This is a genomic window from Burkholderia sp. BCC1208, from assembly GCF_902833095.1.
Classification (GTDB): domain Bacteria; phylum Pseudomonadota; class Gammaproteobacteria; order Burkholderiales; family Burkholderiaceae; genus Burkholderia.
Genome location: NZ_CADFDY010000011.1, coordinates 61,715 through 74,769 on the forward strand (window position 1 = coordinate 61,715; position 13,055 = coordinate 74,769).

Consider the following 13,055-nt stretch of genomic DNA (forward strand, 5'->3'; position numbering starts at 1 on the left):
GCAAAATCAATTAAGTGAACGTCATGCGCTTACGCGATGCGATGTTGATCGATAGATTTTCAATCGCGTGACAACCGTTCGGAGCGACGTTTCGCCCAAAGCACTTCTAGCCGGTCACGCATCGCCTCGCCCACTGGAACGGAACCGTAGCTGCGCCAGATGCGTTCGCGCGCAACCCTGCCACGCCTGCGCCCCTCCGACGGATCCGCTGCGACGTGCCGCATCACTTCGACTGCGGCGGCCTGATCGGGCTCCGCCCAAGACTGCCCTTCGGACCACGGATATTCGTTTGACGCCACCGGCCGCAACTGGTACGGAATCGGATAGCCTGTCTCGGCGGTCAGGAAATCGGTGCAACCGGAATAATCGGTACCAATGACGATCCGCTCGAACGTCATCGCTTCCGCCATGCCGAGCCCGAAACCTTCGGCACGATGCAACGACACATAAGTATCCGACGAACGGATCAAACCAAGCATCTCGTCGCGCGCCATGTTCGAGTCGAACATGAGAATCCGGGGATCCTGTCGCATCGCATCGCTAATGATGGCCTTGATGTCGGGGAAGTGATCGGGTGCCCCGGTCGACTTGATCACTAGCCCGACATTCTCGTCGCCGAGCGGGAAAGCTTCCTGGAATGCCTGGAGGACACCTAGTGGATTCTTCCGGAACGGCGACGAGTAGTAATCGAAGCTGAACATGAAATAAAAGCGCTCCTCGTCCATACCGAAATGCGCCCGCCCCGGATGGTCTCCGCCGGTATCGTCCATCGCGGGCGGCATGACTGTGATTGGTCCGTCGAAGATATGTGCGAACGCATCGGCAATGAACGTGTTGGGTGCCCAGATTTCGTGAATATGAGCAAGATTTCCGCGCCAAGCCTCCGGCGCCCTTGCTAGCTCCCAATACGGGCACAGGATGTTATAGGACTGCGCCAAAAGTCGTGGATCCAGCTCACGAAACACGGCGGGAACCTGATCGCAAGCGACCTCGATCACATTGACGTCGTACGGATGCTTCTTGTCGTATCGATGGGGCATGTATTCCCCGATCAATCTGCTTTCGATCCCCACTCGGAACGGATAGACGGCAAACGGCAAATCGACAGCTTCGGCCGCCGCCAGATTCGCACGGAATGCTTGCCCCAGGCCCAATGCGCCCTCGGCATAGCCGATAAAAAGGACCCCGTCCCGCAGTTCCAGCGGTTCGCTCGCGAAGCGAATGGGGAGAACCGGCGCCTGCTGATCCGAGACCTGTCCTTCGCCCGCGATGCGCTGTTTGAGCCACTGCACCCGCGTCCGGAAAAAAGGAGCGACCAGTTGCTTCGACGATATGGCAAGTGCGTGCTTCCAACCTTGCTGCTCCAAACGATCCGCAAAGAAGTTCGCCAGAAAGCCGCTACGTCGGAATCCTCGCACGACAACGCCCTTCCACCGCATGGACGCGCCCGCACCGGTCGTGTTCCAGCCCGCTTCGCCGGACGACGGCAACTGCATTCCACCCATACCGCGCGCATTTGCAGACGCCTTCGACCGCGCTGTCGGTAGCTCGAATTTTCCTTCGTTTTCCTCAATCAACGCTCTACGGATCGACAGGCTGCATTCGCGCCACGAGAATTTCGCGCGAATGGCACGAACGCCCGCTTCCGAAAGAAGTCTGTATCGCACCGCGTCCATGTCGTTCGCCTCCAGCAGCAACGTCGCCAGATGCTCGGCGGACGGCTCCCACCAGGTCCCGATCGTGCCGAAACCCTTGTCAGAGTAATCGGCCGGGATTTCGATTCCGGTCAACAACAATGCGCCGGGAATCGCAAAATCAGCCATTCCGCTGAAATTCCCGAAAATGGCTGGCGTACCGCACGCCATGGATTCGGCAATCCCGAACCCGAATCCCTCCGAGCGGGACGAGCAAACCGTGAAATCCACACTGCGATAGAGCGTCGCCAAAAACTCCTCGTCCATGCCTGCGATGCTTTCGTAAACTGCGATCCCTTCCGAAAGATACTCGGCTATGCGAAAGTTCCTCCAGATGCGCGTGCTGTCAGGACTCGGCATGGCTTTCAATATGCCCGTGCCCATCAGGATCAGTCTGGCGTCAGGCCGCATGCGATGAAAGGAACGCCATGCCTTGACCATGACGTCGAGCCCCTTCCGGTACTGATTACTGGCAAACCAAAGAAAGGTTTTTCCGTCCGAAAAGCGCATCGACGGCCCCCACGGCTGAAAGACATCGCTTTCGATACCGAGAGGAGCGTAATGAACGCGATCGAAACCGGCGCTCTTCAGTACCTCTACCCCCCAACGGGAGGACGTCAGCACCACCTTGTAGCGCTCTTTGAATGCCAGCCACGACTCGGGCAAACGCGACGTCTCCCAAACCGTATAAAGACAATCAAAAGGCTTTGCGCCCGGATGCGAAAAGACAAGCTCAGGTGCGGCGGGATGAACGAGACCGTAGCGCCTCAAATACGGATGAAGATTCTTGTTGACGATGTTCCAGGAATTCGTCTCTTTCGAGTGGTGATTCCTGTGAGAAACAGAGTGCCCCAGAAACTTCTGCGCAAACAGAAGCTTGTTCTTCGCGAGGTAGTTGCGCTTGAATTCACTCGGCTTCTCCGCAACGGTCGAACTCGTCCAGTGTTCGATTTGAGAGTAGGTCAGATATGCGCAAGTGTATCCGGCATCGCGCACGCGGAAACCGAAGTCCGCATCCTCGTGATAGAACCCATATTCGTTGTCGAGAAAACCGATCTTGTCGATGACTGACATGCGCACGCCCGCAAGAGTCAGCTCGCAAAAATCGGCTTCCAGACGTTTCGTATCGCCCGGAGGCGGGACGAAATCGTGCTTGAAAGTCAGCGTCTCGAGATCCCACGAGACACGATAGGCCAGCTTTCTTTGCGTGGCGGTCTTGTCGATGAGGATCTGTGCCGGCGCCACGATGGCGAGATCCGGATCCGTCAAAAGCTCCGCGAGCAACTCGCGAATCACATCGGTCGTAAACGTGAGATCGTTGTTGGCGACAAAGACAAAATCACACCCACGCTCCTTGGCCATTTCTGCGCCGATGTTGCATGCCTCGGTGTACGTGTGCGCTCGCCCAAGCTGCCTCAGGCCGACACCTGCGCTGCGACATATTTCTTCAGTATTGTCCGCACTCCCCTGATCCAGCACCACGACCAACTCGCCAGGAATCCGAAGCGTCGGCAGCATCCGCTCCAGAAGTTTGGCGCCATTGATCGATGGAATGACGAGCAGAGTTTTTCTCAGTGCAGTTTCAATAGTCATGTTTGCTTTGCGTTGGCAGCCGGGGAAGACCCTCGTCCCAACCGTGGCTACGTTCATTACCAGACCGGCGGACAGCGGCCCCGTTCATGGATGACATGGATGCTCGGGCACTCGCTTTCCGCCTTGCCACCGGGTTTTCGGTTACCGGCACGCGTCCACGACGAGCCTGCCGGATATGACCAAAAGCCTCAGCGATCGACGTGGCGCTTACGACGACGCGACCACCCGCCCGTAGTGATCCTCGAAGCGGACGATGTCGTCCTCGCCAAGATATGATCCCGATTGGACCTCGATCAGCTCAAGCGGGATCTTGCCGGGATTTTCCAGACGATGCGTCACACCGAGCGGAATGTAGGTCGACTGGTTTTCGCTCAGCAGCGTCACCAGATCGCCATTGAAAACGCGTGCCGTACCACGGACGACGATCCAGTGTTCCGCGCGGTGATGATGCATTTGCAGACTCAGCGACGAGCCCGGATTGACGATGATGCGCTTGACCTGGAAGCGCTCGCCCTGGTCGATGCTTTCATAAGAACCCCAGGGCCGAACGACTTTCCGGTGCGTGACCGATTCATGCCGGCCCATCGCACTGAGCCGTTCGACAATCTTCTTCACGCGTTCCGACTCGTCGCGATGTGTGACCAGCACCGCATCCGCCGTTTCGACGATGACAAGATCCTTGACGCCGATCGCGGCAACCATCCTGTGATCCGCGCGAATGTAGCTGTCGGTCACTTCGTCCGTCAGCACGTCACCCAGCACGGTATTGCCTTCCTCGTCGGCCGCGGAAATCTCTGCGAGTGCTGCCCACGAACCGATGTCGCTCCAGTTGAGACCGGTTGTCGCAACCATCACTGCGCGATGGGTCTTCTCCATCACCGCATAGTCGATCGAGATATTCGGGCTTTCTTGGAACGCAGCGGGATCGAGTCGCACGAAATCGTCGTCGCGCTTCGCCTGCGCGAGCGCCAGTTCGACCTGCTTGAGAACGGCGGGCTCGAAGCGCGCCAGTTCTTCAAGGTACACGGACGCCTTGAGCATGAACATGCCGCTGTTCCAGTAGTAGCCGCCCTCCGCGAGAAACCGCTCTGCCGTGGCAGCGTCCGGTTTCTCGATAAACGCATCCACACCATAGGCACCTTCATGCGACGCCAGTGCGTCGCTGCGACGAAGATAGCCATAACCGGTATGCGGTTTTGTCGGTTCGATACCGAACGTCACCAAATGACCTTCGTTCGCGATGTCCCGGGCGGTCGACGCGATTCGTGCGAAGACTGCTTCGTCGAGAATGACGTGGTCCGAAGGCAGCACGAGCAGTAAGGCATCCGGTGTCTGTTCCAACGCGAGCAGCGCTGCGGCGGCCACCGCTGGCGCAGTATTCCTTCCAATCGGCTCGAGTACGACCGCAGAAGGCGTCACGTCGATGCTGCGCAATTGGTCGGCAACGAGAAAACGCTGTTCCGTATTGGTGATCACGATCGGCGGATTCACGTCCGCCATACCATGCAACCGCCGTACCGTCTGCTGTACGAGCGTGTGACTGCCCGTCAGCTTCAGATATTGCTTCGGGTACCCGCCGCGTGACATCGGCCAGAGTCGGGTACCGCTGCCACCACACAAGACAACCGGATATACGTTCACGTCAACTCCGTAAAATGATGATGCTCTAAAAACTGCATGTGCGAGAGGTTCGGCACGAGCGGCTATGCGGGCACTTCCACCCGCGGCGGCCAAGCCAAACCAAAGTCGTCACGCGCCAAAGTCAGATTGGGGCTGTAGAAAGGATCGTGCTTCAAGCGGTCCTCCCAACGTTGCTTCATATACTCGAACTCGCGCTCGAAGCGCGCTCGCCTGAGAGGGTCGTCGTCACGGCCACGCGTGGCCGACTCGTGGTGGTACAACTCTGCAAACGGGGTCCAAACGTTTCGGTACCCGGCCTCGCCGACGCGAAGGCAAAAATCGACATCGTTATAGGCAATCGCCAGATCCCGCTCGTTCAACCCGCCCACCTCGCGATAGATCGACGTGCGCACGACAAGGCACGCCGCGGTGACTGCCGAAAAGGCGTTGATGAGGCCTGCTCTGCCGAAATATCCACGCGCCGCGCGTGGCAGGTGTTTATGGGCGTTCCCGGCCACGCCCAGAATGCCCAAGACTAGTCCGGCATGCTGAATTGTATCGTCGGGATAAAGAAGCTTCGCCCCCACTGCCCCAACGTCCGGTTGCAACGCCAGCGCAACCATTTCCGACAGCCAGTCCGGCGATATGACCTCGACATCGTTGTTCAGCAGCCCGACCAGCTCACCGTTCGCCTGTTCGACGGCCGCATTGTTCAACGCGGAATAATTGAACGGCCTGTCATCGCGCAAGACGCGGATACGGGGATCCCCCGCTATCGATTCAAAATAGCGCAAAGCTTCCGGATCGTCAGAACCATTATCGATCAGGAGGACTTCATAGTTCGCGTACGTCGTTTTCTCGAAAATGCTTTGGATACATCGGCGTACCAGTTGGGTGGCATTGCGCGTCGGAATGATCAGGCTGACGAGCGGCTGCCTCGCCGGCAACGCATACCGGGCACGATAGCCATAGCCGATGTACTCGACTTGGCAGTCGATGCCCCGCCGCGCGAAATGCTCGTTGAGTGCCCGCTCTCCGGCGACCGCGGCGTAAGGTTTTGCGTCCGAGCTGAAAGCGGTGCTCTCCGAATGAACCCGCCAGTGATAAAGCACGCGTGGAATGTGATGGATCGCCGCGACATCCGTGCGTTCGATGCAGCGCAGTGCCAGATCGTAGTCTTGCGACCCCTCATATCCGACGCGGAACCCTCCCACTTCGTTCAGCAACTCTCTCTCGTAAACGCCAAGATGACTGAACATGTTGTGCGAGTAAAACAAATCGGGATTCCAAGCACACTTGAAATAAGGGTCATGACGCACGCCCGACTCGTCGATCTTGTCCTCGTCCGAGTAGATCATGCGCGCAGAAGGATTCTGCTCGATGACGTTAGCTACATGGTAAAGCGCATGCTCGGGAAGCAAGTCGTCGTGATCGAGAAGTGCGACCCATTCGCCCGTCGCCAACGCCAGCGCGCTGTTCGAGGCGGCAGAGATATGCCCGTTTTCTTCGCGAAATACGGCCTTGATACGCCGATCCTCGCTTATGTAACGCTCGATCAAGGGGCGAACGGCCGGATCGGTCGATACGTCATCGGCGATGCATAATTCCCAATGAGGATAAAGCTGACCGCGTACCGATTCGATCGCCGCTGCAAACCATTCTGGTTTGGGGTTGTACACGGGCATGACCACGGAAATCACCGGCAAGCGATTGAAACCGGCGATGTGCTGCCGAATGGCATTCCGCGTCGCATCATCGACCTGATCGTAGTGACGCACCCAATCGACATAGTCGTCGCGGCCAATGATTCCGGGCGCACCGGCCCGCAGCCAAACGAGTTTGTGCATCACGCCGACGATGCCCTCGCGGCGATATACGCCATATGCCTTGCGCAGGACAGCGCGGAGGCCACCACCTCCGGCTGCCCGTTTCGCCAGCGAATGTATCTCCAACAGTTTCAATTTGCCCCACACCTTGCCGTGTCTTCCTGCGCGCTCATTGCAACGCCTTCGATCCGACGATTCTCGATGTTGCGCCGGACCTTCCCGCAGCCGTCGCGCCCACCTGCTTCGCAACGAGCCCGCGAACGGCCAACGCGGCGTCCACCAGGTTCGAAGCTTATGACTATTGCTCAGGCCGTTGCCGCTTCATATGCCGACACGATCTCTTCCGTCGGCCCGAACGCCCGTACACTCCCACGCTCCATCCAGAGCACCTTGTTGCAAACCTTCCGAATTTCCGAGTTGGAGTGCATTGCAAGCACGACGATTTCCGCACGACTGTGCAGATCCGCTAGTCGTGCCTCCGCCTTATGCATGAACGATGCGTCGCCGACACCCATGACTTCGTCGAGCAACAGGATCTCGGCGTCGACCGCGGTCGACACTGCGAACGCAAGTCGCACCTTCATCCCGCTGGAATACGTGCGAATGGGCAGATCGAGATAATCGCCGAGCTCGCAAAATTCGGCGATGTCCCCTTGCTTTTCCCTAATCTCCGAATCGGACATGCCGAGCAGCAACCCTCGGAGCCGGATGTTCTGCATACCGGTCGAATTCTCGTCCATGCCGAGGCCAATATCGAGCAGCGGCACGACTTTCCCGTCGCGCGCGAGCGTACCGGCGGTGGGCGGATAGATACCCGCCATCGCTCGAAGCAACGTCGATTTCCCCGCCCCGTTATGCCCGATCAGACCGACACGGTCCCCGCGTTCGAAACGCAGGTTCACGTTATCGAGCGCGCGAACGACGATCACGCCGTCGTTACCCTCGGCGATCCGGTTGCGCCGCCCCATGCGGAGCACTTGCTTCTTGAGCGATCGCCCCTGCACGTCGAAGATCGGCAAATCGAGCGTCACGTCCTTCAATTCAATATATGCCATGTTACGGACCTCAAACCCAATACGGAATGCGCTTGAGATAGCGCCCGGTCATGAACAGCGCGACAGGCCATCCGATCAGCGCCATGCCAATCGTGACTGCCCATGTCGTCGCGCTCGGCATTTGCCCGATCAGCGGACTGCGTACGACATCGATCAGGTAAGCGAGCGGGTTCCATTCGACGATGAACGAAAAGCGGGTCAGCGAGTCCGGGCGGAAAATAATCGGCGTCACGTAGAACGCAACCTGAAGCAATGCGCCGACGATCTGCGGGAGGTCGCGAAAGCGCGCCGACAGCAGGCTGATTGTCATCGCGATCCACATCGCGTTGATGACATAAATGACAAGTGCCGGAATGAAAATCGGCAACGTATCCCAACGCTTTACTCCGAAGATCGCCAGCAACACGATGACGATCAAGAAGTTGTGTGCGAGGACGATCAGGTTCCGCCAGACGACTTGCAAGATATAGATCAGCTTTGGGGTCGCCATCTGGCGGATGTACGACGCGCTATTGATGTACGCGACGCTACCTTCCTGGATGGTTGCCGAAAACATGCCCCACAGCACGAGACTGCACGCGAGGAACGGTAGATACTCGTTGATCTTCTGCCCGAACAGCGTGCCGTAGACGATACCCAGCGACGTGATCATCACGCCCATACTGATCGTGAGCCAGAACGGCCCGAGGCGCGAACGCGCATAGCGTTGCCGGATTTCCAGCCACCCGAGCAGCGTCCACAATCGCCACGATGCGATGCTTTTCTTGAGGTCAGCGAGTGAGAGATTCAGCATGCGAGCTTTCAAAAAATGAATGAATAGGGAATCATCGGGCAATTATCGCCGATGAAATCAGAGCGCTCCAGCACGGCCGAGTATCCCGTGCCAGATGCCCAGCAGCGACAGCCGCAAGTGAGTCAGGCGAGGCTGCATGAAAAGTGCATAGATCGCAAGACGAAACGGCATCTTGACAAGTTCGGTCGATTTCCAGGTCCAGGGCACGTAACTGCGCCTGATCAGCGCCACGGCATTACGGAACAGGTAGTAATGGCGCACCGCACTATGCCCCGGATACTTTCTGCCGAACACGCGCACGGGTTCACCGCCAAGTTCGTGCGCAAGCCGCAGTGTCGGCGCGCCCAGCACCGCGTATCCTTTCGAACGCGCGCGAACACACCACTCCAGATCGACGAAATCGATGAACAGCGAATCGTCCATGGGACCGATGTCTCGCCAGGCTGCGAGATTGACGCACGAACCCGACGTGATCAGAAAATCGACGTCGACCGGTCGTGTTCCATTCGGCTTGATGCGTTGCAGCCTCAGGTAGCCAAAACGAACAAACGGTGCGATTCCGCCCAAGCGTGCGTCTTCGTATGCCGGCCCGATGAGCGCCACGCGCTGATTGTGCGCGCGCTCATCGGCGAGCAGTTGCGGCAGTTCCATCAGCAGTTGCGCCGAGGGTTCGCTATCCTGATCGAACAGCAGCGCACTCGTGCAATCTGCGTCGAGCAATCGCTCGACGCCCTGGTTGAGCGCCGTTGCAATGCCCAGGTTCGCGCCGTTTGCCAGGTAGTCGACCCTGGCGTCCAGCCCCAACGCATCCGCCGTGGATACGGATTCGGTATTGTCGATGACGACGCATGGCCACGTAGCCGCGAGCCGATTCGCCCGGGCCACGCAATCGCGGTCCGGCCGATAGAAGACGATCACGATGCCCGTGCGCTCCCGACGGGCGGATGGTTCGTTGGAGTTACTCACTCAGACAGAGCCGTAATGCATCGTCCCAAGCCGGCATATGCAGGCCGAACGTCCCGGCCAGCTTGTCGAGAGACAACCTCGAATTTGCCGGACGCTTCGCAGGCACCGGATAATCGCTTGCCGGAATCGGGACGACCTTCGGCGCACGCTCGCCCATTGCGTTCGCAAAGATGGCTTCGGCAAACCCGTGCCACGATGTCGCACCGGTCGACGTGAAGTGATACACGCCGGAACGCTGCGCCCACCAGTGTGCGTCATCAGCGACCAACGCCTGTGCGACGATGTGCGACGTAGCCGTGGCGATAGTCTTCGACCAGGTCGGCGCGCCGATCTGATCCGCGACTACGCGCAACCCCGGACGCTCGCTCCCGAGCTTCAGCATCGTCAGCAGGAAATTCTTGCCGCGCCGCCCGTACACCCAGCTCGTGCGCAGAATCAGGTGCGCACAGCCCGTCGCCGCGATCGCCCGCTCGCCTTCGAGCTTGGTCAGCCCATAGACGTTCTGCGGATTGGTCGCATCCGTTTCGACATAGACGCCCTCTTTGGTGCCGCAGAACACGTAATCGGTCGAGTAATGAACCAGCGCCGCGCCGGTGCGCGCCGCTTCCTCCGCGAAAACACGCGGCACGTCGGCATTCAGGCGACGTGCCGCGTCGACGTCCGTCTCCGCCTTGTCGACAGCCGTATAGGCAGCCGGATTCACGATGATCGACGGCTTCAACTCGCGCACGACACCGCGCACGCGCTCGAGATCGGACAGATCGAGCATCGAACGGTCGCACGCCACCACACGTCCCAGGCCTTGCAGCGAGCGCAGCAGTTCGAAACCGACCTGGCCGTTCACGCCCGTCACGAGGATCGTCGGTTCAGGTTTCACACCTACCTCGCGCATAGACTTCGGCTTCGCTCAAACGCTTGCCGGCCGCATCCTTCATCGCCAGCAGCGGCTCGAAATCGATCGGCCACTCGATCCCGATCGCCGGATCGTTCCACACGATGCTCCGCTCGTGTTCCGGAAACCAGTAATCGGTCGTCTTGTAAAGAAACTGCGCGGCCTCCGACAGCACGACGAAACCGTGCGCGAACCCGGGCGGCACCCACAGCTGGCGATGATTGTCGTTCGACAGGACGACACCGACCCACTTGCCGAAGTTCGGCGAATGGCGACGAATATCGACCGCGACGTCGAACACTTCGCCTTCGACGACGCGCACGAGTTTGCCCTGTGCGTGCTGGATCTGATAATGCAGCCCGCGCAGCACGCCCTTCGACGATCGCGAATGATTGTCCTGCACGAATTCGACGCCGGGTGCGACCTGCTCGGCGAATTCCTTCCCGTTGAAACTTTCGTAGAAGAACCCGCGCGCATCGCCGAACACCTTCGGCTCGATGATCTTGACTTCGGGCAGCGCCGTCGCCGTTACTTGGATGGCCATGCAACTCTGTCCGTGAGAATGTTCTTGAGATACTGCCCGTACGCATTCTTCGCGAGCGGCTGTGCAAGCTTCAGCACCTGGTCCGCGTCGATCCAGTTCCGTCGGTAAGCGATTTCCTCCGGGCACGCGACTACGAGGCCTTGTCGCTTCTGCAGCGTCGCGATGAAGCTGGCCGCCTCGATTAGCGAATCGTGCGTACCGGTATCGAGCCACGCGTAACCACGCCCCATGATTTCGACATTGAGCGCACCGTCCTTGAGATATCGCGAATTGATGTCGGTGATTTCCAGCTCGCCGCGCGGCGACGGCTGGATGTCGGCCGCGATATCGCACACGCGGTTATCGTAGAAGTACAAGCCGGTCACTGCATAGTTCGAACGCGGCCGCGCGGGCTTCTCTTCGATCGACAGCGCACGGAACGACTTGTCGAACTCGACGACGCCGTAACGCTCCGGGTCGTGCACATGGTACGCAAACACCGTTGCGCCGGTTTCCTGCGCGTGCGCACGCTCGAGCTGCTTCGCGAGATCGTGGCCGTAGAAGATGTTGTCGCCGAGAATCAGCGCCGACGGATCGTTCCCGACGAATTCCTTGCCGATGATGAACGCCTGCGCGAGACCGTCCGGCGACGGCTGCACCGCGTACTGGATGTTCATGCCCCACTGGCTGCCGTCGCCGAGCATCGACTCAAAGCGCGGCGTATCCTGCGGTGTCGAGATGATCAGCACGTCGCGAATGCCCGAGATCATCAGCGTCGACAGCGGGTAATAGATCATCGGCTTGTCGTACACCGGCAGCAGCTGCTTCGACACGACATGCGTGATCGGATACAGCCGCGTGCCGGAGCCGCCCGCGAGGATTATGCCTTTACGTGCCATCGCATCGCTCCTCAGGTACGTCTCGCGTAGTTGGTCTCGACCCACTTGCGGTACTCGCCCGACGCGACTTCGTCGGCCCAGGCCTGATTGTCGAGATACCAGTCGACCGTCTTCGCCAGACCGGTCTCGAACGTTTCCGCAGGCTTCCAGCCGAGTTCGCGCTCGAGCTTGCGCGCATCGATCGCATAGCGGCGATCATGGCCGGGCCGGTCGGCCACATAGGTGATCTGGTCACGGTACGACCCTGCCGCCTTCGGGCGCGCCTTGTCGAGCAGGTCGCACAGCGTATGCACGACTTCGAGGTTCTTCTTCTCGTTCCAGCCGCCGACGTTGTACGTCTCGCCGGGCGCGCCGCGCGCGAGCACTTCGCGGATCGCGCTGCAGTGGTCGCCGACATACAGCCAGTCGCGCACGTTCTGGCCGTCGCCATACACCGGCAGCGGCTTGCCCGCGAGCGCGTTCGCGATCATCAGCGGAATCAGTTTTTCCGGGAACTGGTACGGGCCGTAGTTGTTCGAACAGTTCGTCGTCAGTACCGGCAGACCGTACGTATGGTGGTACGCGCGCACCAGATGGTCCGAGCCGGCCTTCGTCGCGGAATACGGGCTGTTCGGCGCGTACGGCGTCATCTCGGAGAATTGCGGGTCGGTCGCGGACAGCGAGCCGAACACCTCGTCGGTCGACACGTGCAGGAAACGGAACGCCGCCTTGTCGACGTCGTTCAGATCGTTCCAGTATTGACGGGTCGCCTCGAGCAACGCGAACGTGCCGACCACGTTGGTCCGCACGAAATCGGCGGGGCCATGAATCGAGCGGTCGACGTGGCTTTCGGCGGCGAAGTGCAGCACCGCGCGCGGCTTGTGCTCGGCGAACAGCGCATCGAGAGCATCACGGTCGCAAATATCGACACGTGCGAACACATGCTTCGGGTTTCCGTCCAACGACTTGAGCGTGCGGAGATTCCCTGCATACGTCAGCTTGTCGACGTTGAGCACGGCCTCGTCGGAATCGCGCAGCCAGTCAAGTACAAAGTTGGCACCGATAAAACCCGCGCCGCCCGTAACCAGGATCATGAGGCTCCCTCTAGTAATGCGCGGCAGGCCGTGGAACACCAACCGCATCAGATTCGTAGCAAGCAACCGTGGTCGCTGTGCCAAACCGGGAATTTTAACCGGTCGCCATGGCCTCCAAAGT

Annotated in this window: 10 protein-coding genes; all 10 read right to left on the minus strand. The window is 59.4% G+C overall.

Going from position 1 to position 13,055, the window contains the following annotated elements; all coding sequences use genetic code 11:
* Positions 1-59 precede the first annotated feature (59 nt).
* The gene (locus HWX09_RS25675) at positions 60-3,287 is read right to left on the minus strand and encodes a glycosyltransferase (RefSeq protein WP_175888601.1); all 3,228 of its coding nucleotides are present in this window, start codon (positions 3,285-3,287) and stop codon (positions 60-62) included.
* Between the two features lie 207 nt (positions 3,288-3,494).
* Positions 3,495-4,928, minus strand: a complete 1,434-nt coding sequence (locus HWX09_RS25680; protein ID WP_027783715.1) for a mannose-1-phosphate guanylyltransferase/mannose-6-phosphate isomerase — start codon at positions 4,926-4,928, stop codon at positions 3,495-3,497.
* Between the two features lie 62 nt (positions 4,929-4,990).
* On the minus strand, positions 4,991-6,754 hold the full coding sequence (locus HWX09_RS25685; RefSeq protein WP_230469143.1) for a glycosyltransferase family 2 protein: 1,764 nt from the start codon (positions 6,752-6,754) through the stop codon (positions 4,991-4,993).
* Positions 6,755-7,038: 284 nt separating this feature from the next.
* The gene (locus HWX09_RS25690; protein WP_027783713.1) at positions 7,039-7,788 is read right to left on the minus strand and encodes an ABC transporter ATP-binding protein; all 750 of its coding nucleotides are present in this window, start codon (positions 7,786-7,788) and stop codon (positions 7,039-7,041) included.
* Between the two features lie 10 nt (positions 7,789-7,798).
* Positions 7,799-8,581, minus strand: a complete 783-nt coding sequence (locus tag HWX09_RS25695) for an ABC transporter permease (protein WP_027783712.1) — start codon at positions 8,579-8,581, stop codon at positions 7,799-7,801.
* Positions 8,582-8,638: 57 nt separating this feature from the next.
* The gene (locus HWX09_RS25700) at positions 8,639-9,547 is read right to left on the minus strand and encodes a glycosyltransferase family 2 protein (RefSeq protein WP_027783711.1); all 909 of its coding nucleotides are present in this window, start codon (positions 9,545-9,547) and stop codon (positions 8,639-8,641) included.
* The gene (gene rfbD, locus HWX09_RS25705; RefSeq protein ID WP_027785804.1) at positions 9,540-10,439 is read right to left on the minus strand and encodes a dTDP-4-dehydrorhamnose reductase; all 900 of its coding nucleotides are present in this window, start codon (positions 10,437-10,439) and stop codon (positions 9,540-9,542) included. Before rfbD ends, HWX09_RS25700 begins: the two co-directional genes overlap by 8 nt.
* A complete protein-coding gene (gene rfbC / locus HWX09_RS25710) occupies positions 10,414-10,983 on the minus strand; it encodes a dTDP-4-dehydrorhamnose 3,5-epimerase (RefSeq protein WP_027783710.1) in 570 nt (189 codons plus the stop codon). The genes rfbD and rfbC overlap by 26 nt, the downstream gene beginning before the upstream one ends.
* Positions 10,968-11,861, minus strand: a complete 894-nt coding sequence (gene rfbA, locus HWX09_RS25715; protein ID WP_027783709.1) for a glucose-1-phosphate thymidylyltransferase RfbA — start codon at positions 11,859-11,861, stop codon at positions 10,968-10,970. Before rfbA ends, rfbC begins: the two co-directional genes overlap by 16 nt.
* A gap of 11 nt (positions 11,862-11,872) precedes the next feature.
* Positions 11,873-12,934 carry a dTDP-glucose 4,6-dehydratase gene (gene rfbB, locus HWX09_RS25720; RefSeq protein WP_027783708.1) on the minus strand — a complete coding sequence of 354 codons (1,062 nt, stop codon included), beginning with the start codon at positions 12,932-12,934 and terminating at the stop codon, positions 11,873-11,875.
* Between the last annotated feature and the right edge of the window lie 121 nt (positions 12,935-13,055).